The 21,438-nt window shown below is 67.8% G+C and carries 20 protein-coding genes; 9 read left to right on the top strand and 11 right to left on the bottom strand.

What is annotated here, in order from left to right:
• Positions 1-242: 242 nt before the first annotated feature.
• The 3 genes from BHD05_RS03060 to BHD05_RS03050 form a co-directional block, all read right to left on the bottom strand.
• Positions 243-1,478 (bottom strand): IS110 family RNA-guided transposase, encoded by a 1,236-nt coding sequence (locus tag BHD05_RS03060; protein WP_161887252.1) that lies wholly within the window; start codon positions 1,476-1,478, stop codon positions 243-245.
• 297 nt (positions 1,479-1,775) lie between these two features.
• Positions 1,776-2,297 (bottom strand): hypothetical protein, encoded by a 522-nt coding sequence (locus tag BHD05_RS03055; RefSeq protein WP_161885122.1) that lies wholly within the window; start codon positions 2,295-2,297, stop codon positions 1,776-1,778.
• Between the two features lie 18 nt (positions 2,298-2,315).
• Positions 2,316-2,687 carry a sterol carrier family protein gene (locus tag BHD05_RS03050; protein ID WP_161885121.1) on the bottom strand — a complete coding sequence of 124 codons (372 nt, stop codon included), beginning with the start codon at positions 2,685-2,687 and terminating at the stop codon, positions 2,316-2,318.
• 37 nt (positions 2,688-2,724) lie between these two features.
• On the opposite strand from BHD05_RS03050, the gene purD reads away from it, so the two are divergent.
• The 3 genes from purD (at position 2,725) to BHD05_RS03035 (ending at position 6,769) form a co-directional block, all read left to right on the top strand.
• Positions 2,725-3,978: a phosphoribosylamine--glycine ligase gene (gene purD, locus BHD05_RS03045; RefSeq protein WP_161887322.1), complete on the top strand. Its 1,254-nt coding sequence runs from the start codon at positions 2,725-2,727 to the stop codon at positions 3,976-3,978.
• Positions 3,979-4,092: 114 nt separating this feature from the next.
• Positions 4,093-4,986 (top strand): phosphoribosylaminoimidazolesuccinocarboxamide synthase, encoded by an 894-nt coding sequence (locus tag BHD05_RS03040; RefSeq protein WP_418763831.1) that lies wholly within the window; start codon positions 4,093-4,095, stop codon positions 4,984-4,986.
• A 241-nt stretch (positions 4,987-5,227) separates the two neighbouring features.
• Positions 5,228-6,769 (top strand): HNH endonuclease signature motif containing protein, encoded by a 1,542-nt coding sequence (locus BHD05_RS03035; RefSeq protein WP_161885119.1) that lies wholly within the window; start codon positions 5,228-5,230, stop codon positions 6,767-6,769.
• Between the two features lie 442 nt (positions 6,770-7,211).
• On the opposite strand, the gene BHD05_RS03030 is transcribed toward BHD05_RS03035, so the two are convergent.
• The 4 genes from BHD05_RS03030 to BHD05_RS03015 all read right to left on the bottom strand — a co-directional run bounded on the left by BHD05_RS03030 (position 7,212) and on the right by BHD05_RS03015 (position 10,423).
• Entirely contained in the window at positions 7,212-8,219 is a 1,008-nt protein-coding gene (locus BHD05_RS03030) for an anti-sigma factor (RefSeq protein ID WP_161885118.1), read from the bottom strand.
• Entirely contained in the window at positions 8,209-8,769 is a 561-nt protein-coding gene (locus BHD05_RS03025) for an RNA polymerase sigma factor (RefSeq protein WP_236966625.1), read from the bottom strand. Before BHD05_RS03025 ends, BHD05_RS03030 begins: the two co-directional genes overlap by 11 nt.
• Positions 8,770-8,907: 138 nt before the next feature.
• Entirely contained in the window at positions 8,908-9,546 is a 639-nt protein-coding gene (locus tag BHD05_RS03020) for a class F sortase (RefSeq protein WP_161885117.1), read from the bottom strand.
• A 43-nt stretch (positions 9,547-9,589) separates the two neighbouring features.
• Positions 9,590-10,423 carry a DUF4397 domain-containing protein gene (locus tag BHD05_RS03015; protein ID WP_161885116.1) on the bottom strand — a complete coding sequence of 278 codons (834 nt, stop codon included), beginning with the start codon at positions 10,421-10,423 and terminating at the stop codon, positions 9,590-9,592.
• A gap of 176 nt (positions 10,424-10,599) precedes the next feature.
• On the opposite strand from BHD05_RS03015, the gene BHD05_RS03010 reads away from it, so the two are divergent.
• From BHD05_RS03010 to BHD05_RS03000, 3 genes are read left to right on the top strand one after another with little or no spacing between them, the layout of a single operon-like run.
• Positions 10,600-11,499: a VOC family protein gene (locus BHD05_RS03010; protein WP_161885115.1), complete on the top strand. Its 900-nt coding sequence runs from the start codon at positions 10,600-10,602 to the stop codon at positions 11,497-11,499.
• A complete protein-coding gene (locus BHD05_RS03005) occupies positions 11,496-12,230 on the top strand; it encodes an SGNH/GDSL hydrolase family protein (RefSeq protein WP_161885114.1) in 735 nt (244 codons plus the stop codon). Before BHD05_RS03010 ends, BHD05_RS03005 begins: the two co-directional genes overlap by 4 nt.
• Positions 12,231-12,259: 29 nt before the next feature.
• Positions 12,260-12,892, top strand: a complete 633-nt coding sequence (locus BHD05_RS03000; protein ID WP_161885113.1) for a nucleoside/nucleotide kinase family protein — start codon at positions 12,260-12,262, stop codon at positions 12,890-12,892.
• 87 nt (positions 12,893-12,979) lie between these two features.
• On the opposite strand, the gene BHD05_RS02995 is transcribed toward BHD05_RS03000, so the two are convergent.
• The gene (locus BHD05_RS02995; RefSeq protein ID WP_236966624.1) at positions 12,980-14,158 is read right to left on the bottom strand and encodes an AI-2E family transporter; all 1,179 of its coding nucleotides are present in this window, start codon (positions 14,156-14,158) and stop codon (positions 12,980-12,982) included.
• Between the two features lie 153 nt (positions 14,159-14,311).
• Between BHD05_RS02995 and purS the strand changes: the two genes are divergently transcribed.
• Positions 14,312-14,614 carry a phosphoribosylformylglycinamidine synthase subunit PurS gene (purS, locus tag BHD05_RS02990; RefSeq protein ID WP_161887319.1) on the top strand — a complete coding sequence of 101 codons (303 nt, stop codon included), beginning with the start codon at positions 14,312-14,314 and terminating at the stop codon, positions 14,612-14,614.
• The gene (purQ, locus tag BHD05_RS02985; RefSeq protein ID WP_161885112.1) at positions 14,614-15,309 is read left to right on the top strand and encodes a phosphoribosylformylglycinamidine synthase subunit PurQ; all 696 of its coding nucleotides are present in this window, start codon (positions 14,614-14,616) and stop codon (positions 15,307-15,309) included. Before purS ends, purQ begins: the two co-directional genes overlap by 1 nt.
• A gap of 103 nt (positions 15,310-15,412) precedes the next feature.
• Here the strand turns inward: purQ and BHD05_RS02980 are convergent, their stop codons facing one another.
• The 3 genes from BHD05_RS02980 to BHD05_RS02970 form a co-directional block, all read right to left on the bottom strand.
• On the bottom strand, positions 15,413-16,720 hold the full coding sequence (locus tag BHD05_RS02980; RefSeq protein WP_161885111.1) for an MFS transporter: 1,308 nt from the start codon (positions 16,718-16,720) through the stop codon (positions 15,413-15,415).
• Between the two features lie 251 nt (positions 16,721-16,971).
• Positions 16,972-18,450 carry a catalase gene (locus tag BHD05_RS02975; protein WP_161885110.1) on the bottom strand — a complete coding sequence of 493 codons (1,479 nt, stop codon included), beginning with the start codon at positions 18,448-18,450 and terminating at the stop codon, positions 16,972-16,974.
• A 51-nt stretch (positions 18,451-18,501) separates the two neighbouring features.
• Entirely contained in the window at positions 18,502-18,972 is a 471-nt protein-coding gene (locus BHD05_RS02970) for a Fur family transcriptional regulator (RefSeq protein WP_161885109.1), read from the bottom strand.
• 105 nt (positions 18,973-19,077) lie between these two features.
• Between BHD05_RS02970 and purL the strand changes: the two genes are divergently transcribed.
• A complete protein-coding gene (gene purL / locus BHD05_RS02965) occupies positions 19,078-21,390 on the top strand; it encodes a phosphoribosylformylglycinamidine synthase subunit PurL (RefSeq protein WP_161885108.1) in 2,313 nt (770 codons plus the stop codon).
• The last annotated feature ends 48 nt before the right edge of the window (positions 21,391-21,438 follow it).

The following is a 21,438-nucleotide window of genomic DNA, read 5'->3' as shown; positions in this document are numbered from 1 at the left end:
TGAGCGGCCCGGCGAGCTGTCATCATTCAGGACCCTGTGGGGCGGATGCTGCCAAATCGGCCGAAGCGCCGAAGGCAGGCATCCGTTAGACCCAGTTTTTGCGCCTAGCTCGGGCGCTTCTCCTGAATTTTGAACGCCTGGATCTATCCGAAGTCCTGAATTCTGAAAGCCTGGAACTAGCCAAACTCCTGAATTTTGAAAGCCTGCCGTGCCTCAAACTCCTGACACGTGAATACCGGTTTTTAGGCTGCGGTGGGGGTGAGGGTCACCTGGTATCCGAGGGTGCGGAGCTGGTTGATGGCGTTGGATTTTGTTCGGTCGGGGTGGCGGTTGGAGTAGTAGTTCGGTCCGAGTTCGGTGAAGGCTTCCCCGGTGGTGCCCATCTTCCAGACGGCGACAAGGATGCTGTGCTCGAGGGCGACGATCGCCTTGATGCTGCCGCGCCGAGCGGCGATCCGTCGGTATTTCACGGCGAGGTGCGTGTTCTTCTGTCGGGTGATGACCAGGGCGGAGATCCCGAGGGCGGCCTTCAGGTGCGCATTACCGGGGCGCGTTTTGGTCGATTTCACTCGTCCCGCGGACTCGTTCGATCCCGGACAGACCCCGGCCCAGGACGCAAGATGTCCGGGGCTGGGGAAAATATGCATGTTCCCGCCGGTCTCGGCGATGATCACGTCCGCAACACGAACAGAGACCCCCGGAATGGTGGTGAGGGTCTCTCGAAAGACCCGAAAGGGTTCCATCACCACCTCGATTCGGGCGGTGATCTCATCGATCAGGGTCGCACTGTGATCGAGTTGGGTGAGGTGCAGGTTCACCATGAACGCGTGGTGGTCCCTAAACCGTCCGGTGAGGGCTTCGACCAGTTCCGGGATCTTCGCCCGCAGCCGGCCCTTGGCCAGAGCGGCAAGTTTCACGGGGTCGCGTTCCCCGGCGACCAGGGCATCGAGGATGCTGCGCGCCGAGACCCCGTTCAGCTGGGACACCACCGAGGACAGCTTGATCCCGGCGTCCTCGAGGATCTTCTCGATCCGCTGGATATGCCGGCTGCGCTCCTGCACGATCGTGGCCCGGGTCCGGGTCAGATCCCGCAACTCCCGGATCGGTTCCGGTGGCACGAACGAGGCCCGCACCAGTCCGTGAGCGGCCAGTTGGGCCAGCCAGCCCGCGTCCGAGACATCCGTTTTCCGGCCCGGGAAATTACGCACATCCCGCGCGTTGACAAGCGTCACCGGCAGCACCGATTCCAACAGATAGTAGAACGGCTTCCAATAATCACCGGTCGCCTCCATCACAACCGTTGTCACCCGGTTCGCGAGGAGATGCTCCCGCAACTCCAGCACCTGCGACGTTGTTGCACCCCAGGTAGTAACTTTCTGCTCGAACGTCCCGGGCCGTTTCCCAGGCACTCGAACACAGACCTTCACGTCCCGCTTGGAGATATCCATCCCCGCAGCACGCTCATGGACCACGTCCATCATTTTCCTCCTCATCCCATATATTGACGGGCCCACCACGGAAGAGGTTAGGAAAAATCAGAAATCTGACACACGTGCTCGGAGCAACAATCCACAGTTCTCGTAAGAAAACCCCTCCTGCCACGCTGAATAACAAGCTCTCAGCATCAAGGAAAAACCGGCATCCCCGTGGCGAGCACCTCCATCATCCGTCCGAGCACGACGCCGCGCCAGACCCGCAACGCGACCCAACCCGAAATTCAGCAACCACCACGGAGGGGCAACGCCCCTGAGACGCTGAATAATGAAAGCCGAAGGTCAGTCTTCGAGGTCACCCTCGACGTCTTCCGGCGCCGGGTCGACGACTGTTCGCTCGGCGCCCATCGTCTTCGCGCGGCGCGTGGCGACGGTGTCGAGGGCGATCGCGATGAGTCCGCCGATCGCGGCGCCAGCCGAGACGCCGATGAGGGCGAAGTAGCCGAACAGCGCGGCGAATCCGACGAGCGGGTCAACCGGGAACGCCGCCGTGAGGATGTACGCGACGATCGCACCCAGTCCCGCCCCGAGCAGGATGAAGCGCGGGTAGCGCGGCGCACGGCGCATGGTCACGCTGCCCGCGCTCGTCGAGCTGCCCGCGCTCGTCGAGCTACCCGCGCTCGTCGAGCTACCCGCGCTCGTCGAGCTACCCGGGGAGCCCGATGCCGCAGTACCGGATGCCGCAGAGCCGGATGCCGCAGTACCAGATGCCGCGCCCTCCGGATCGCTGCCGGCCGGTGGAGTGCTGCCGTCCGGTGAAGTGCTGCCCGCGGGGTCGATGCCCTGGGGCTGTTGGTCGGTCATGCCCCTATTGTCGCCGACTCAGACGGGAGTTCGCTGCCACAGCACCGGGAGCTCGTCGGAGAGGTCCGCGCGCTGACCGGAGGCGGAGACGCTGCCCCGCTGGAGAGCATCCGTCCACGCGATCCCGCCGGTCGCCAGCTGGAGCCAGGTCGCGGCGTCCGTCTCGACAACGTTCGGAGGGGTTCCCCGGGTGTGGTTAGGACCCTCGACGCACTGCACCGCACCGAACGGCGGAACCCGCACCTCGACTGTGGCTCCGGGCGCGTTCTCGGCGAGCACCTGCAGCAGGTAGCGCACCGCAATGGCGGTCGTCTCCCGATCCGCTTCGGGCAGCAGCGCCTGCCGAACCGCCGCTTCGCCGACGAGTGCCACTATTTTTGCTCTGCCCATGGTTATACGGTAACAACCGCCCCGCTAACCTTGCATGGTGAGAATCCTCGTTCTTGGCTCCGGTGCGCGTGAACACGCCATCATCACGGCACTACTCGCGGAGGACGCGGGCCATGACATCATCGCGGCACCCGGGAACGCCGGCATCGCGATGGATGTTCCGGTAATCCACCTCGACCCGACGAACGGTCCGGTTGTCGCCGGCTTCGCGCTCGACAACGACATCGAGCTCGTCATCATCGGCCCGGAGGCCCCGCTCGTCGCGGGCGTCGCCGACACGCTGCGCACCCGCGGTATCGCCGTGTTCGGCCCCGGAAAGGCGGCCGCCCAGCTCGAGGGAAGCAAGACCTTCGCCAAGCGGATCATGGATGACGCCGGAGTTCCGACCGGCCGTGCGACGCGGTCGGGCACACTCGAGGAGGCCATCGAGGCCATCGACGAGTACGGCGCCCCGTACGTCGTGAAGGCCGACGGGCTTGCGGCGGGCAAGGGCGTGCTCGTGACCGGAGAGCGCAACGCCGCCATCGCGCACGCCGAGTACTGGCTGCACCACGGCAGTGTGCTCGTCGAGGAGTTTCTCGCCGGGCAGGAGGTGTCGCTGTTCCTGCTGAGCGACGGTCACAGCGTGCTCCCGCTTTCCCCCGCCCAGGACTACAAGCGCCTCTTCGACGGCGACATCGGCCCCAATACCGGTGGAATGGGTTCCTACTCGCCGCTCCCCTGGCTGCCGGAGGGTTTCGTCGACGAGGTCATCGACACGATCGCGATCCCGACCGTGCGCCAGCTCGCGCAGGAGCAAACGCCGTTCATCGGGTTGCTGTATTGCGGTCTGATCGTGACCGACCACGGCATCCGCGTCATCGAATTCAACGCCCGCTTCGGCGACCCCGAGACGCAGGCTGTACTCCCGCGCCTCATTACCCCGCTCAGCGGCCTGCTGTTCGCCGCGTCGACGGGTGGCCTCGGCTCGCTGCCGCGCCCCCAGTTCACCGACGATGTCGCCGTCACCGTCGTGCTCGCGAGCGAGGGATACCCGGAGGATGCGATCACCGGACGCGTCATCACGGGACTCAACGAGGCCCTCGCGCTGCCCGGCATCACGATCACCCACGCCGCCACCGCGACCCTCAACAACACCGACCTCGTCGCGACCGGCGGCCGCGTGCTCAGCGTCGTCGCCACCGCCCCGAACTTCACCGAAGCGAGGGCGCGCGCGTATCAAGCGCTGGAGATCATCAAGCTCGAAGGCGGGCAGTACCGCACCGACATCGCGGCGCGCGTCGCAGAGTAGGTCAGGTGGGGGACGGATGCCGGCACCTTCGGCCTCGGTTAAGGCGGCGACCTCGGTTAAGGCGGCGACCTCCGCTGCAGTGGGCATCCTCTCCGGCGGTGAATAATGGGGGGCGTGACCGACGCGACTGATCTCCCCGGCTGGACCCACCACTACTCCGGCAAGGTGCGCGACCTGTACTCGTCGCCGAAATACCCTGGACGGATGCTCGTGGTCGCGAGCGACCGGGTGAGCGCGTTCGACCACATCCTCGAACCGGGCATCCCGGGCAAGGGCTCCCTGCTCACCCAACTGAGTCTGTGGTGGTTCGCCCAGCTCGACGGCATCCCGAACCACATCGTGGCCCCCGTCGCGGACGACCCGGAGGCATCCGTCGGGCTGCCGGAGTCGGTTGCTGGCCGCGCGATGCTCGTGAAACAGCTCGACATGTTCCCGATCGAGTGCGTTGTGCGCGGATATCTTGTGGGATCCGGATGGCTGGAGTACCAGCAGACCCAGAGCGTCTGCGGTGTTCCCCTTCCGGCCGGACTCGAGAACGGCGACCGCCTGCCCGAGCCCATCTATACGCCGGCGTTCAAGGCGACGCTCGGCGACCACGACGAGAACATCACCTTCCAGCGCACGGTCGAACTCGTCGGCGAAGACGTGGCCACGGCACTGCGCGAGAGGAGCCTGGAGATCTTCCGTCGGGCATCCGTGATCGCCTCCGCGCGCGGGATCATCCTCGCCGATACGAAGTTCGAGTTCGGCACTGACCCCGAAACGGGCGCGATCACCCTCGGCGACGAGGTGCTCACGAGCGACAGCAGCCGATTCTGGGATGCCGCGGTGTGGGAGTCCGGAAACCGGGGCGACAGCTTCGACAAACAAATCGTGCGCAACTGGCTCGCGGCGAACTGGGACCCGACCTCGATCGACGGGTCGCCTCCGCCGCCGCTGCCAGCGGAGATCGTGGCGCAGACCGCCGCGCGCTATCGCGAGCTGATCGAGCGGCTGACGCGGCGGTAGCGCGGATATTCAGCACGCCCCTGCCGGTCGCTGCTGGTTGCTGCTGGTTGCTGCTGGTTGCTGCTGGTTGCTGCTGGTTGAGCAGCGCGCTCTGGCGCGCGTGTCGAAATCCCGCGCTATTGCGCCGGCGTCTTCTCCTCCACAGGCCGTACTCCAGGAGGGTTGTCCACAGGCAATATCCCCGATCAGGGTGTGGTTTGGTGTCGGTTGGAATGTCGGTGGTGTCTGTCACTATGTGGGTATGTCCAAAGCAACCGATCCCCTCATTGACAGCGCTAGTGCGTTCGCGTCGGTGTGGGCTGGTGCGCTCACCGGGTTCGGCGCCCGGGTCGGCGAACACCCCGATGCCCGGCCGCCCGATGCTCGTGGAGCAGGATCCGGCGCAGCGGCTGCAGCCGTCTCGGTCGGTGCAACCGCCGGAGCATCGTTCGGCGCGATCTCAGTCGCTCCGTCCCAGCTCGATGTGGAGACCATGTCCGATGCGGGGCTGGTGCGGGCGATCCAGTCCGGCTACGACCTCAAACGACACGTCGACGCCCTGCTGGTGCGTGCGGCCGGGGAGCTGAGTGTGCGCTCGCGCCCCTCGCTCGGGCAGGGCGGCCTGGCGAAGTCTTCCGGGCATACCTCCCCCGCATCCCTGATCACCGAACTGGGTCGGGTGACTCTGGCCGAGGCCGGCAGAACAGTCCGGCTCGGTGAGGCGACCACCGCACCGGTGTCCCTGCTCGGGGAGCGCCTCCCCGCCCCGTTCCCGCTGGTCGCGGATGCGGTGAACAGCGGTGTGGTGCAGGTGGATGCGGCCCAGTCGATCATCACCTCCCTGACCCAGGCCGCCCCCCGCGCCCTGCCGGTACACCTGGTCGCGGCGGAGGAGGAACTGGTCACCTTCGCCGCGTCTCATCCGGCGGACACGGTGCGGAAGCTGTCGATCTCTTGGCGCGACGCGCTCGATACCGATGGGATCGCACCGCGGGAGGAGGCGCTGATCGCGGCCCGGTCGCTGCGCTGGAGCAAACAGGGCAACGGTTTGGAGCGCTGCACGATCGACCTCGACCCCCTCGGCGCCGGATATGTGCGCACCATGATCGACGCGATGGTCGGCGACGCCCTCCGCGCCGTCCGCTTCGACACCGACCCGACCGCGGCCGACGGTGCTGCCGGCGACGACGACCCGGACGCCTGCGGGGCAGATCACGTCGAGCTCCCCGACCCGCGGACGATCCCTCGGATCGCCGCCGACGCGCTGATCGATGTGGCCCGGCACATGATGGGCTGCACCACCGCACCCGGACCCCTCCCACACACCACCCTGATCATCCGGATGACCCTGGAACAACTCCAATCCGGCCTCGGCGCAGCACACCTCGACGGAGTCGAGGACCCCATCACGGCTGGTGCCGCCCGCAGGCTTGCCGCGGACGCGGAACTGATCCCCGCAGTCCTCGGCGGGAACAGCCAAATCCTCGACCTCGGCACCGGGAGACGACTATTCACCCGCGCCCAACGAATCGCATTCGCCGAACGCGACGGCGGCTGCGCCATCACCGGCTGCGGCAGACCACCCTCCTACACCGAAGCCCACCACATCCACTGGTGGTCCCACGGCGGCACAACAAACCTCAACAACGGAATCCTTCTATGCACCGGACACCACCACATCATCCACAAAGGATGGACCGTACAAATCACCGACAACACCCCCTGGTTCACCCCACCCACACACATCGACCCCACACGAACACCCAAACGCGGCGGAAAACTCCCCACACCAGCACTGCCATGACCACAGGCCGAGCACGGCCAAGTTTCGCCACAGTCGCTGCGCGACCTGCCCAACCAACAGAAACAGGTACGCGACCGACTCAACCAGCCGAAACAACTACGCGACCCCAACCCATCGCAACCCATCACCAGCGGAGGCCGCGACCCGACGCACGCGGCCGAACCACAGCATCCATCCCTGACGCCTTTTCCTCCCGCTACAACAGGCGCAACCCGCGCGCCCACCCGCATCCATCCCTGCCGTCTTTTCGTCCCACCACCATCAGGCGCAACCAGCGCGCCCGCTCGACCATCCGCTGGCCGCGGACGGGTTTGGACACGGTCGCTGCACGACCTGCTCAACCGGCAGAAACAGCGCGCGACCTGCTCAAGCAGCGGGGTGCGAGATTCTGCTCAACCGGCAGAAGGTGCTGCGCGACCTACCTGACCAGTGGGGATCTGGCTCAGGATTCGAGCGTTCCCCGCACGATGGAGTTGCCCGAGTGGTCGGGGTTGCCATCGAGCGGTTCGTCGGAGACATCCACGAGCGGATAGTCCTCGAGGTCGATGCCCTCGGGGATCACGAAGCGGCCGTCCCCACCCTCGAGCACGCCGATGCTCACGAGGGCCGACAGGTCCTCGGAGATCAGCCACACTTCGCGGTATCCGTCGACGTCGCCATCCGTCGCCATCGTCACGACGACGTTACGTTCGCCGTCGTCGCTCACCTCGACGACCGCCTCGCCTGTCGCACCCTCCCAGTCGGGGAGGGCGTCGAGCTCCGCCGCGGCGAGAACCTCGACCGACGGCCCCTGCTGCAGACCGGCGGTGATGGCGATTCCCCCGACAATGACGACAACAGCCGCAGCCGCGGCCAGCGGAATCCAACGTCCACGCTTGGCCGCACCGCGGTGTCGGTGGGCGCGCTCGATACCGGTGAGCGGAGGGGAATCGGATGCACGGGGAACCGCATGCAGAACGGGCTGCCCTGCGGGTGCGGCCGCGTGTACGGCCGCGTGCGCGGAAAGCGCGGCCGCGTCGGGCTCGGTGCGAAGCATCGCAGGCGGCTCGGCATCGGATTCCGCGGGATCCGCTGCCGGTCCAGCGGGCGGCTCCGAACCAGACGAAGCCGCATCATCGACCGCCAATCCCGCTACGGCGGCATCCGCGACAGACGAACCATCCGCCGCAGCATCCGCCCGACGAATCGACTCGGGGACGATGCCACCCGCGAGACCGAGGTCCGCGCTGATCCGGCTCCACACGTCTGTGCTGGGCGCCTCGGCGAAACCACCCGACGTTCCCGCGCGCGCGAGGTGGACGACGCGTCGCAGCTCGGCCACGTCCTGCTCGCAGGCCTCGCAGGATGCGACGTGCTGCGCCTCGGCGTCGGGCACGGTCTCGCCCATCGCCAGCAGAGCGAGCATTTCGGGGTCACTGTGGTTCGGGCTGTGGTTCGGTTCACTGTTCATCGTCATTCACCTCCAATCGTGTTCGGAGCCGATCAAGACTTCGACGGATATGACTTTTCACCGTGCCGAGCGGCATGTCCAATCTGGCCGCTACCTGGGCGTGGGTGAGGTTGTCGTAGAACGCGAGGTGCATGACCTTGCGCGGCGCCTCGGCAAGCAGTGCGAGCTCGTCGGCGATCACGAGACGATCGGCGACATCCTCGGACCAATCGATCACGTCGTCGTCGAGCGTCGCGATGATCGCCTCGCGCTTGCGGCGGTCACGAGCCGACCTGGCGTGCGCGTCGGCAATGGTGTTCTTGGCGATCCCGACCAGCCAGGCGGCCAGCCGTGCGCGCGTCGGATCGAAGGTGTGCCGCCCCAGCCAGGCTGAAACGTAGACCTTCTGGGTGACGTCTTCCGCCTCGGTCACATCACCGAGCGAGCGGAGGGCCATCCCATAGACAAGCCGCGCCCACCTCTCGTACATCTCCGCAAGCGCACGTTCGCTGCCCGCCATGAACTCAGCGGTCAGCGACGCTTGGTCGTCATCCTGCAGCAAATCAGTCACGGGGGTCCTGGCGGCTGGTCGATACGGGGCCGGCGCCACGATCGCCGTGGTGCCCTCCATCACGGTATCTCCAATTGGCCGATACACGCCATTCGCTCAGTAGTAATGCCCAACAGGTTGACGAGGGCTGGGAACATGTCACGTACCGGCCGGGACGGCGGTGAGGATGATGTTGTCGATGTAGTGGCCGGTACTCGAGTCGAAATCGCCGCCGCAGGTCACGAGGGTGAGCCGCGGATCGCCGGCCCGGTCGAATACCTCCGCCATCGGGGCATCAATCTTTCCTACGGACCGCACCTCGGTCACCACGTAGTCAACGGTCGAGCCATCGCTGCCGGCCACCGAGATGATGCTTCCGGTCGAGGCGTCCTTCAGTCGGCTGAACGGGCCGATGCCGTCGTGCCGGGAATCGACGTGCGCGGCGATGACGGTGGCTCCCGCGTCGTTGGCGACGCCAGGGCCGAACTTGTACCAGCCGGCATCCGACGCATTGTCGGGCAGCGCCATGGCGCCGTCGCCGTCGAGGCCCATGGCGTCAATTCGCATGTCGATGTTGAGTTGGGGGATGGACAATCGCACTGGGGCTACAGTTGCGGCGGTCTGCGCGCTGCCGATGTTCGCGTCCCTGGTTGCGATCTCCGGAACGGCCGCCGACGACGAGGGAGACGGCGAGGACGATTGCGTCGGCTCTGGTGCCGCCGCGGCGACGGGCGCCCCGGCGGCAGCACAGCCAGCGAGCAGGGGAAGGGTCAGCACGAGTATCAGTGCGGATTTCATGCCAACCCCTCCCCTGCCCTTGTTCATCCGTGGATCCGATCGCCTAGCGGCGCGCGGCGGTCCGACGGGTGGCGAACAGCGCGCCCGCAGCGGCGAGGAGCAGCCCGAACGCTCCGAGGCCGATCCACGTGCTCTGCGCTGTCTCGGCAGCTGCTGCAGCGCCGGTCTGGCCCGCCGGGATTCCTGCCGGCGGAGTGTGGAGCCCGTCGATCGTCTGGATCGCGAGCGCGAGAGTGTCGTCCTCAAGGCTGCCGTAGGCGTAGACGATGGTGTTCACACCTTCGGCAACGTCGACATCGGCCGGGCCGAGCAGAGCCGGCTCGGTGGTGCCGGCTGCGACGACGGATGCCGGAACGACGCCCGCGGGCAGGTTCAGGATCTCCTCGTTGGGGTTCTCGAGGCCCTCGATGACGGGCGCGTCGCCCGCGAGGATGTCGACCGCGGGTGCCGCGGCCACGTGGCGCACGGTCAGTCGGCCTTCACCGGCTGCGGTTGCCGAGACGTCGTTCGTGAAGAACGCCGCTGCGGGCTCGCCCGCTGCGTTGAGGTGCGCAACGGCGGTGTAGTTGCCGTCCATTGCGAGCGGCAGGTCGATCGGGCCGAGGACGACCTGGTCGGTGGCCGACGTCGCGTTCGACGCCGTGATCGCGACGGAGTAGGTCGCCGGAGCAAGCATCAGCGGGTCGGTGAGGGTGCCCGGGGCGAAGTCGTCGAGGGTGAGGTCTCCGTTTACCCACACGTCGACGGTGACTCCGGGGATGCCGTGAAGCACCGAGAGCTGCGCGTCGCCTTCGGCGGCGGCGGCCGACATGGGCGCGGCGAGTGCCACGACAAGGACTGCTCCGGCTGCTCCGCCGGCTGCAAGACGTGATTTCACGATTGTTCTCCTTTTTCGAGCCCGCGAGGGGCGGTGGTATTGGGGCTTACATGAACTACTTCTTACGGAGCCACCGATTTGGATGCACCCGGATGGAAATTCTTTTCGCGACCCACGGCCCACGGCCCACGCCGGCACGGTGAAATATTGCCGCGACCGGGAAGGTTGAGACGGGCATGAGAACGGATGACCTGCTCGCCGCCGACACCAGAATGGGTACGGTCACGCTGCTCGTCTCCGACCTCGATGCGATGACGCACTGGTACCGCGACGCGGTGCTGCTCGAGGTGATTACCAGCGTGGGTTCGACGGTCGCCCTCGGTCGGGGGGCCACTCCCCTTGTGGTGCTCGAGCACGCGCCCGACCTGACCCACGCGGCACAGCGCTCGGCGGGGCTGTTCCACACCGCCATCCTGTTCCCGACGAGGGCGAGCCTCGCGGCATCCGTCTATTCGATCGCGACAGCGACACCCGGAGCGTTCACCGGCAGTGCCGACCACCTCGTGAGCGAAGCCTTCTACTTCGACGACCCAGAGGGCAACGGGGTCGAGCTGTATTTCGACCGGGCCCGCTCCGGCTGGAACTGGGCTGACGGGCAGATCCAGATGGCGACCCTGCCGCTCGACCCGAACGCGTACCTGCGCGAGAACCTCCGCGGGGCAGCATCCGCCGCGGCCGACACCGGTACCGCGATGACCGCCGACGGCGCGCCCGCGGCGGGCGCCACCGTCGGCCACGTGCACCTCCGGGTCGGCGACATCACCACCGCCCGCGAGTTCTACGTCGCCCGGCTCGGCTTCGAGGCGACCGTGCAGTTCGGCGACCAGGCGCTGTTCGTGAGCGCGGGCGGATACCACCACCACATGGCCATGAACACCTGGAATAGCCGTGGCGCCGGCCCGCGCACGAGGGCGCTCGGGCTCGGCATCGTGAACGTTGTAGTGCCGGATGCCGACAGCCTCGGCGCCCTCGACGAGCGGCTCACCCGGTTCGGGCACGAGGTGGGCCACGACGGGCAGACGCTCAGCTTCGACGACCCGTGGCGCAACCTCATCAGGGTAACCTCGGCGACGTGAAACCCTTTCAGTTCACCCGGCTGGCCGCGCTTCCCCTCGCGCCGGTGCTCGTGACGCAGGCGCGGCAGCTCCGCAGGGACACCCCCCGGCTTCCGGATGCTGCGCTGCCGTGGACCGGCTCCCGGCCGGGGCCGGACCCGCTGCGGCTTCTCGTGCTGGGCGACTCGACTGCTGCAGGCGTCGGCGCCGAGACCCAGGACGACGCACTGCCGGGATGGATCGCGCACGAGATCGCCGAGCGCTGGCAGCGCGGCACGACGTGGCGTGCGATCGGCGAGAACGGCGCCACCGCGAAGCACGTGCTCGACCGGTTCGTCGGCGCGGCCGCATCCGTTCCCTTCGACCTCGCCCTGCTGACCATCGGCGCCAATGACGCGCTCGGACTGCGCTCCCGCGCGGCCTTCACTCGCGACGTGCGGGCGATCGTGCTCGCACTGCGTGCGGCGTCGCCCGACGCAGCGGTGCTCGTGTCGCTTATGCCCCGGTTCGACCGCTTCGCACTGCTCCCCGAGCCGCTGCGAGCAACCCTCGCCCGGCACGCGGGAAGTCTCGACATGGGCGCCCGTCTCGCCGTGGGCGACCTCGAGGGTGTCGTTGCGATTCCGACACCTCCGCCCTACGTCGAGGGATTCTTCGCGAGCGACGACTTCCACCCGAGCTCGCTCGGCTACCGGCTGTGGGCCCGATTCGTGTTCGACTCAGCACCCGGACTGGACTTCGGCTTGCACTAGGCGCGGCGCTCACCCGGCAGACTGGTGCCATGGCGATCCTCCGCAGCGTTGACGAGGTCGCGGCCATGATCACTGCCGCGACCCGACCGGTCAGGCGCACCATCGTCGGCATCGTCGGATCCCCAGGCGCCGGCAAATCGACCGTGGGCGAGGCGCTCGTCGCCCGCCTGAACACCCTCTCCGCGAGCGCTCAGCTCGTCTCAATGGACGGATTCCACCTTCCGCAGTCCCGGCTCGTCGAGCTCGGCCGGCGTGACCGCATGGGCGCCCCGGACACCTTCGACGTCGACGGCTTCGTGGCACTGCTTGAGCAACTGCCCGCCGCCACGGGCACGGTGACCGCTCCGGGTTTCGACCGCGACGTCGAGGAGGCCACCCCCGGCACCGTCTCGATCGCCCACGACCGCCGCGTCATCGTCGTCGAGGGCAGCTACCTGCTGCTCGATCAGGGCGGTTGGCAGAGGGTCGCCCCGCTGCTCGACCTCACCCTGTTCGTGGAACTCGAGCGCGACATCCGAATCGAACGGCTTATCGCGCGACACGAGCGGTACGGCAAGTCGTCGGTGGATGCTGCAGCCTGGGCGCTCGGACCCGACGAGGCCAACGCGCAGCTGATCGAGCACACCGCGGCGCGCGCCGATCACGAGGTGCGACCGGGCTGACGCCGGTGGGCTGCGACGGGCGCCGAGCGAGTCACCCCGCGCGGCTCACCCCTCGGCGCTCACCCCTCGGAACTTACCCCGCTGCGCTCACCTCGCGTCGAGTGCTCGCGAGCCTCGTTTCGCGTCAGACGCGGACTTGCGCTCCCTGACGTGGGAGAGTTCCGTGGCCGTCAGCGGCTCGTTCCACGACTTGATGATCGCCCAGGTGACGGCCGCGATCGGCACCGACAGCAGCGTGCCGACGATGCCGCCGAGAATCGTTCCGGCGGTCAGCGCGAGCAGCACGACGAGCGCGTACAGCTTGATCGACTTGCCGAGCACGACGGGCTGCAGCAGGTTGCCCTCGAGCTGGTTCACCGCGATCACCACGACGAGGACCCAGATCGCGGCGGTCACGTCCACGGTCACGAGCGCGACGAGCGCCGCGATCACACCCGAGAGCGTGGCACCGACGATCGGGATGAACGCGCCGATGAATACGATGACGGCAAGCGGCAGCGCGAGCGGCACCTGCAGGATCACGAGCGCGAGCCCGATGAAGAAGGCATCGACGAAGGCGACGATGGCGGTGCCGCGAACGTACCCACCGAGCGTCTCGACCGCCCGCGAGCCAGCGCGGTCGGCCTTGACATGCTTGACCGGGCTGAGTGGCTTGATCAGGAACGACCAGATCATCGGGCCGTCTTTGGTGAAGAAGAACAGCACGAAGAGTCCCAGCACGATGCCGGTGATGACCTCGATGACGGTCGTGACCCCGGCGAGGGCCCCCGATCCGAATTGGCTGCTCGTCGCGAAGTCGATGATCGCCGCGCGGGCGTCGTCGATCTGCTGCTGGTTGATCGGCAGCGGCCCGTTCTCGACGAACGCGATGATCTCGTCGATGCCAGTGCTGACGGACTGTACCAACTCATCGAACTGCGACTGAACCCCGACGACGGCGACCGTGACAATGCCGCCGAACGCCGAGACACCGAGCAGCAGCGCGATAATCGCGGCGAGGGTGCGCGACATCCATTTCTCCAGCAAGGAGACGAGTGGGGTCAGCGCCGACGCGAGGATCAGCGCGATGATCACTGGGATGACGACAAGTTTGAGCTGAATGAAGGAGTACACCGCCGCGACGGCCAGTGCGAGCAGCAGCAGCACCTGGGCGGACCGGATGGCAGACCGCCCGAGCGAGTCGCTCCAGAGCTTCGTGGGCATGCTCGTGCGTGCGTCCGCGTCTGCCGGATCCTCAATCTGGGTGCTCCGTGATTTTTTGAACATGTCGCCCCTCTCAGTCAGGTCTCGCAGTCAGGTCTCGACATTACCCGCTGAGGCCAGCACTACCGGGTAAGCGGCCCCACGGTATCCGGATTCGGCACTGCCGACGCGGTAGAGTTGGCTTTCCAATTCCCACGAATGCCTCTGGAGTCATCGGTGCCCACAATCGTCGTCGAGGTCATGCCCAAGGCCGTTTTGCTCGATCCTCAGGGCAAGGCCGTCGCTGGCGCGCTCCATCGTCTCGGCAGGTCGCGCTTCACCGATGTGCGGCTCGGCAAGCGGTTCGAGATCGCCTTCGAGGGGGACGCGGATGAGGCGACCCTCGCTGAGGTGCGCGAGCTCGCCGAGACGATGCTCTCCAACTCCGTCATCGAAGACGTCGTGAGCGTGCACTTCGTCGGATCCGGATCGCAGACCGACGGCGCCCTCGTCGCGGGAACGCCCGTCGAGGCATCCTGATGCGCATTGGCGTCGTCACCTTTCCCGGAAGCCTCGACGACCGCGACGCCCAGCGCGCCGTCCGGCTCGCCGGCGCCACCCCCGTGGCCCTCTGGCACGGGGAGCACGACCTCCGCGGCGTCGACGCGATTGTGCTGCCCGGCGGCTTCAGCTACGGCGACTATCTGCGCGCGGGTGCGATCGCGAGTCTCTCGCCGATCATGGCGGAGGTCATCGCCGCCGCGAACCGCGGCGTGCCGGTGCTCGGAATCTGCAATGGATTCCAGATGCTCGCCGAGGCGCACCTGCTCGACGGCGGGCTCATCCGCAATGACCACGGCACGTTCATCTGCCGCGACCAGAAGCTGCGCGTGGAGAACACCTCCACAGCGTGGACGAACGGGTACGCGCCCGGTACCGAGATCACGATCCCGCTGAAGAACGGCGAGGGCGGATTTGTCGCGGATGCCGAGACGATCGCGCGCCTCGAGGGTGAGGGCCAGGTTGCCTTCCGCTACCTCGGGGTGAACCCGAACGGCTCGATCAACGACATCGCCGGCGTGACGAACGCGCGCGGCAACGTCGTGGGCCTCATGCCGCATCCGGAACACGCGATCGAGGAGGGCTTCGGCCCCGACACGGATGCCGCAATGCGGTCGGGCACCGACGGCCTGACGATCTTCACCTCGGCGATCGCGGCGCTCGCGGCGGTCTGAGCCGCACCGCCCGCTGCTCAGCGCAGCAGCCGCGGGGTCGCGCAACTCGGCTGTCGCGCAACCCGGCTGCCGCGCTGCCGCGCTGCCGCGCTGCCGCGAGAACTTAATCTGCGAGCTGGTCGACCGGCACGGGCTGCTTCGGCGTCCGGGCCACGATACTGGCAGCGGTAATCACGATGAGCACGAGCACGCCCGCCGCCCACGCGAGCCCGGCGTATCCGATGAGTGCGAGCACGGGACCGGCGAGCGCCCCGCCGCCGGCGCCCGACAGGCTCATGATGAGGTCGGTGCGGCCCTGGATTCGCGCGCGGGCCGGACCTGTCACGAGGTCGGCGACGAACGCGGAACCCGAGACGGTCGCGGCACTCCAGCCGAGGCCCAGGAAGATGAGCCCCACGGTCACGAGAGTCGGGCTCTCGGCGCCGAGGGCCACTAGAACAAGCGCGACGACGAACATCCCCTGCCCCATCAGGATCGTGCGGATCCGTCCGACACGGTCGCTGAGCCAGCCGAACAGCGGCGACAGCGCGTACATGCCGGCGATGTGCAGGCTGATTGTCAGGCCCACGATGGTCAGCGACGACCCCATTTGAGTCAGGTGAACCGGCGTCATCGCCATGACAGAGACCATGACGGCGTGACTGATCGCGATGGAGCCGATCGCGAAGACCAGCAGCGTGCGGGAGCGGGCGGCGGCGGATGCGAGGTCCCGCGTCTGCGACTCGGTGTGCGGCTCCGCGGGGCCGTTGCGCTCGGCCTCGGCCGAATCGACGAGGTCCTGGGCGCGCTGCGCATCCTGGCTGACGAGATAGGGGTCGGGACGAAGCCCAAAGAGGTACACCACAGCCGCGCTGACCTGCGCGAGCACGGCGATCGCGAACGACCCGGTGAGCGGCGGCATGCCGAACGCCTCGGCGACGAGCTCCCCCGGTCCGAACAGGTTCGGGCCGAGAACCGCGCCGATCGTCGTCGACCAGACCACAATGGAGAGGTCACGTCCGCGGCGCTGCGGACTCGCGACATCCGTCGCCGCGAACCGGGACTGCAGGTTCACCGCGGTGCCGACCCCGAGCAGGCCGAAGCCGACGAGGAGCAGCGGGAAGCTCTCCACGCCCGCCGCGATCACGGTGATGATGGCGCCCGCCGCGGCGGCGAGCACACCCGTGGCGAGGGCCGGTCGGCGCCCCAGGCGCTGAGCGAGCCGAGCGAGGGGGATCGCGGCGGCTGCGGCCCCCAGCGTGGAGAGCGTCGCGGCTGAGCCCGACCAGGCATCCGATCCGGAGATCTGCGCGGCGAGCACCGCACCGATCGCGAGGGTCGACCCGATGCCGAGCCCGCCGAGGATCTGACCGGCAACAAGCACGCGCACCGTGCGGCGCTGCAGCGCGGCGAGGTCAGTAACGTCGGTCATGATCGGGCGGTGGGGAGGGCGGGATTGGTCACTATTCACTCTCGCACGTGCCGGGCAGTTACGCAGCCGGCTAGCGCTGCGCTGCTCCACGCTGCGCTGCGCTGCTCCGCGCTCGCGCGCACGCCGTTCACTCACGTGCATGCGATTACAGCCACGCGAGTGAACAACACCCGCGTCAACCGGGAGAATGCCTGAGGGCCCGCCACCGACGCGGTTCGCGACGGGGACGGGCCCTCAGCAGTGGATGCGCGCTACCGGGCGTCGACCGCGACCGGAGCGGTCAGGTTGGCCCGCAGGCTCAGCCCGAGCTCGGCGTCGACGTTGGTCCAGTACTGGATCGCACGCTCGCGGATGCCGGCATCGACGACTCCGCCGACCGCTCCGCTGATCGTGTCGAGGAAGCGCGCCTTGGCCTCCGCATCGAACACGTCGCGGTACAGCGTTCCGGCCTGGCCGAAGTCGTCGTCCTCGGCGTGCAGCGCCGCGGCGGAGCGCATGAGCTCACCGTCGTTCTCGAACGATCCGACTCCCGCTGCCGCAGCATCCGCCACCGCACCGCCGCGCGAGTTCGGCGCGTAAACCGGCTCGGAGGCGGGCTTGAAGCCGTGCCTCGTCGCGCCGTCCTGGGCGTACGAGTTGACCGGCGAGATCGGCGCGTTGACCGGCACCTCGGCGTAGTTCGCTCCGACGCGGTAGCGCTGGGCGTCGGGGTAGGAGAACACGCGGGCCATGAGCATCTTGTCGGGGCTGATGTCGATGCCGGGCACGGTGTTCGCGGGCGAGAACGCGGCCTGCTCGATCTGCGCGAAGAAGTTCTCCGGGTTGCGGTCGAGCGTGTAGGTGCCGACCTTGATCAGCGGGTAGTCCGAGTGCGACCAGACCTTGGTGAGGTCGAACGGGTTGAAGCGGTAGTGCTTCGCCTCCTCGTACGGCATGACCTGCACGTGCATGTCCCACGAGGGGAAGTTGCCTGCCTCGATGGCGTCGGACAGGTCGCGGCGGTAGAAGTCTGCGTCGGCGCCAGCGATGAGCTCGGCCTCGGCCCCACCCATCTCGACATTGCCCTGATTGGACTTGAAGTGGTACTTGACCCAGAAGCGCTCGCCCTCGGCGTTGATCCACTGGAAGGTGTGCGATCCGAAGCCGGGCATCTCGCGCCACGAACGCGGCAGGCCGCGGTCGCCCATGAGGTAGGTCACCTGGTGCGAGGACTCGGGCGAGAGCGACCAGAAGTCCCACTGCATGTCGGCGTCGCGCAGGCCCGTGCCGGGCAGGCGCTTCTGCGAGCGGATGAAGTCGGGGAACTTCATGCCGTCGCGGATGAAGAAGACCGGGGTGTTGTTTCCGACGATGTCGTAGTTGCCCTCGGTCGTGTAGAACTTCAGCGAGAAGCCGCGCACGTCACGCCAGGTGTCGGGGCTGCCCTGCTCACCGGCGACGCTCGAGAACCGCTGCAGCATCTCGGTCGAGGTGCCGGGCTGCAGAAAGGCCGCGCGCGTGAAGCGGGAGACGTCCTCGGTCACGACGAAGTGGCCGAACGCTCCGCCGCCCTTGGCGTGCACGACTCGCTCCGGGATGCGCTCGCGGTTGAACTGCGCGAGCTTCTCGACGAGGTAACGGTCGTGCAGCGCCGCGACGCCGTTCGTGCCGACCGTGAGCGAGTGGTCGTCGCTCGCGACCGGGGTGCCGGTCTGGGTGGTGGTGGCGCGGGCGGTGGTGTCCTCTGACATGGATGTCCTAACTGTGGTGGTGGGGCAGAGTGGAAGAGCGAGTGGGCGGTGCTACCGCACGGTCGGGGCGGATGCTGCGCGCGCAGCCCCCGGAAGCGCCTGGCACCTCGGGCACAGGCCCCAGAAGGTGACCTCGGCGGCCTCGACGACGAAGCCGTGGCTCGACGACGGCGTGAGGCACGGGGCCGCGCCGTGCACGCAGTCGACGTCTTCGACCGCCTTGCACGAGGTGCAGACGACGTGGTGGTGGTTGTCGCCGATCCGACGCTCGTACAGCGCGGGCGACGTCGCCGGTTCAATGCGCCGCACGAGGCCCGCGGTCGTGAGGGCGCCGAGCACGCCGTACACGGCCTGCAGCGAGGTGCCCGGCAGCCCGCGGCGCACGGCCGCGAAGAGCGCATCGGCGTCGGAGTGCGGTGCCTGTTCGACCGCCAGCAGTACGGCCAGCCGGGGCGCGGTGACCTTGAGCCCGGCATCCCGCAGCAGCTCCCGAGGAGCGGGGGAAATGTGGGCCAAAGTCATCTCTGGCAGTCAAGCACTTGTTTTGAGTAAATCAAAATTAGCGCGCGGCGTGCCCCCGGTAGGATCGGCAGGTACGGCACCCACCGATCTAGGAGTCCTGTCCACGTGAGCGCAGCCGCAAACACCCCCACACGTCCCGCCCCCGACTCCGTCGCGAACGCCGAGGCCACTCCCGACAAGGAGCAGCCCTATGGCGCGCTGGGCCTCAAGCCTGACGAGTACGCGGCGATCCGCGAGATTCTCGGCCGGCGCCCGACGAGCGGTGAGCTCGCGATGTACTCGGTCATGTGGAGCGAGCACTGCTCGTACAAGAGCTCGAAGAACTACCTGCGCCAGTTCGGCTCGAAGACGACCGAGAAGATGCGCACAAACCTGATGGTCGGCATGGGCGAGAACGCGGGAGTCGTCGACGTCGGCGAGGGCTGGGCTGTGACGTTCAAGATCGAGTCGCACAATCACCCGTCGTACATCGAGCCGTTCCAGGGCGCCGCCACCGGCGTCGGCGGCATCGTGCGCGACATCATCTCGATGGGCGCCCGCCCGGTCGCGGTGATGGATGCGCTGCGCTTCGGCGCGATCGACTCCCCCGACACGGCGCGCGTCGTGCACGGTGTCGTCTCGGGCATCAGCTTCTACGGCAACTGCCTCGGCCTGCCGAACATCGGCGGCGAGACCTACTTCGACTCGGTCTACCAGGCCAACCCGCTCGTCAACGCCCTCGCCGTCGGCGTGCTTCGGCACGAGGACCTGCACCTCGCCAACGCGCGCGGCGTCGGCAACAAGGTCGTGCTGTTCGGTGCCCGCACGGGCGCCGACGGCATCGGCGGGGCATCCATTCTCGCCTCCGACTCGTTCTCCGCCGGCGGCCCGACCAAGCGCCCCGCGGTGCAGGTCGGCGACCCGTTCGCCGAGAAGGTGCTCATCGAGTGCTGCCTCGAGCTGTTCGCGGGCAAGCTCGTCGAGGGGATCCAGGACCTCGGCGCCGCCGGCATCTCCTGCGCGACCTCGGAGCTCGCCTCCAACGGCGACGGCGGCATGTTCGTCGAGCTCGACAACGTGCTGCTGCGCGACCCGTCGCTCACCGCCGAGGAGATCCTCATGTCGGAGAGCCAGGAGCGCATGATGGCGATCGTCACCCCGGAGAAGCTCGAGGGCTTCCTCGCGGTGACTGCGAAGTGGGACGTCGAGACCAGCGTGCTCGGCGAGGTCACCGACACCGGCCGCCTGATCATCAACTGGCGCGGCGAGGAGATCGTCAACGTTCTGCCTCGAACGGTCGCCGTCGACGGCCCCGTCTATGACCGCCCGGTCGCCTACCCGGCCTGGATCGACGCGCTGCAGGCCGACACGGCATCCGCTCTCCCCCGCCCGACGACTCCCGACGAGCTGCGCTCGCAGTTCCTCACCCTGCTCGGCAGCGCGAACCTCGCCGACAAGAGCTGGATCACCAACCAATACGACCGCTACGTCATGGGCAACACGGCCCTGTCGTTCCCGGACGACGGCGGAATGGTGCGCGTCGACGAGGAGTCCGGACTGGGCTTCGCCGTCGCGACCGACGCCAACGGACGCTACTGCCAGCTCGACCCATACCAGGGCGCCCGGCTGGCCCTCGCCGAGGCGTTCCGCAATGTGGCCGTCACGGGCGCCACCCCGGTTGCCGTTTCCGACTGCCTCAACTTCGGCAGCCCGGAGAACCCCGAGGTCATGTGGCAGTTCTCCAAGGCCGTCGAGGGCCTGGCGGACGGATGCATGGAGCTCGAGATTCCCGTCACCGGCGGCAACGTCTCGTTCTACAACCAGACCGGCGACGTGCCGATCCACCCGACGCCCGTCGTCGCGGTACTCGGCGTGATCGACGACGTGGGCCGGCGCATCCCGTCGGGCTGGCAGGACGAGGGCGACAACATCTATCTGCTCGGCACCACCTCGCTCGAGCTTGACGGCTCGGCCTGGGCCGGCGTCATCCACGACCACCTCGGCGGACGCCCGCCCGCGGTCGACCTCGCCGCGGAGATGAACCTCGCCGCGCTGATCCAGGCCGGCGGCACGGGAAGCCTCATCGCGGCCGCGCACGACCTCGCTGACGGCGGTCTCGGCCAGGCCCTCGCCGAGGCCGTGATGCGCTTCGGCGTGGGTGCCCGCGTGTGGCTCACCGAGATCGAGTCACGCGACGGCGTGGATGCCGCCACTGCGCTGTTCAGTGAGTCGACCGGACGGGTGATCGTGTCGGTGCCGCGTGAGGACGACGTGAAGTTCCAGGGGCTGTGCGAGGGCCGCGGCTACCCGGTGCTGCGCATCGGCGTGACCGACAAGTCGGGCGAGCTCGAGGTGCAGGATCACTTCACCGTGTCGATCGAGGAGCTGCGCGCGGTGCACACCGCGACGATGGCGGAGCACTTCGGGGCGCTGCTGTAGCCAATCCCCCCGGTTGACTTTCATTATTCAGGAGCGGTGGGGCGGTCA

The sequence above is a fragment of the Marisediminicola antarctica genome (assembly GCF_009930795.1).
GTDB lineage: Bacteria > Actinomycetota > Actinomycetes > Actinomycetales > Microbacteriaceae > Marisediminicola > Marisediminicola antarctica.
The sequence above is the reverse complement of the archived record's forward strand: the minus strand, read 5'-3'. Positions and strand labels throughout refer to the sequence as shown.

Excerpts from the sequence above, each read along its gene's own strand:
- BHD05_RS03060 (WP_161887252.1), bottom strand. The coding sequence starts at position 1,478 with ATGGACGTGGTCCATGAGCGTGCTGCGGGGATGGATATCTCCAAGCGG.
- BHD05_RS03055 (WP_161885122.1), bottom strand. The coding sequence starts at position 2,297 with ATGACCGACCAACAGCCCCAGGGCATCGACCCCGCGGGCAGCACTTCA.
- BHD05_RS03050 (WP_161885121.1), bottom strand. The coding sequence starts at position 2,687 with ATGGGCAGAGCAAAAATAGTGGCACTCGTCGGCGAAGCGGCGGTTCGG.
- BHD05_RS03035 (WP_161885119.1), top strand. The coding sequence starts at position 5,228 with ATGTCCAAAGCAACCGATCCCCTCATTGACAGCGCTAGTGCGTTCGCG.
- BHD05_RS03030 (WP_161885118.1), bottom strand. The coding sequence starts at position 8,219 with ATGAACAGTGAACCGAACCACAGCCCGAACCACAGTGACCCCGAAATG.
- BHD05_RS03020 (WP_161885117.1), bottom strand. The coding sequence starts at position 9,546 with ATGAAATCCGCACTGATACTCGTGCTGACCCTTCCCCTGCTCGCTGGC.
- BHD05_RS03010 (WP_161885115.1), top strand. The coding sequence starts at position 10,600 with ATGAGAACGGATGACCTGCTCGCCGCCGACACCAGAATGGGTACGGTC.
- BHD05_RS03000 (WP_161885113.1), top strand. The coding sequence starts at position 12,260 with ATGGCGATCCTCCGCAGCGTTGACGAGGTCGCGGCCATGATCACTGCC.
- BHD05_RS02995 (WP_236966624.1), bottom strand. The coding sequence starts at position 14,158 with ATGTTCAAAAAATCACGGAGCACCCAGATTGAGGATCCGGCAGACGCG.
- purQ (WP_161885112.1), top strand. The coding sequence starts at position 14,614 with ATGCGCATTGGCGTCGTCACCTTTCCCGGAAGCCTCGACGACCGCGAC.
- BHD05_RS02980 (WP_161885111.1), bottom strand. The coding sequence starts at position 16,720 with ATGACCGACGTTACTGACCTCGCCGCGCTGCAGCGCCGCACGGTGCGC.
- BHD05_RS02975 (WP_161885110.1), bottom strand. The coding sequence starts at position 18,450 with ATGTCAGAGGACACCACCGCCCGCGCCACCACCACCCAGACCGGCACC.
- BHD05_RS02970 (WP_161885109.1), bottom strand. The coding sequence starts at position 18,972 with ATGACTTTGGCCCACATTTCCCCCGCTCCTCGGGAGCTGCTGCGGGAT.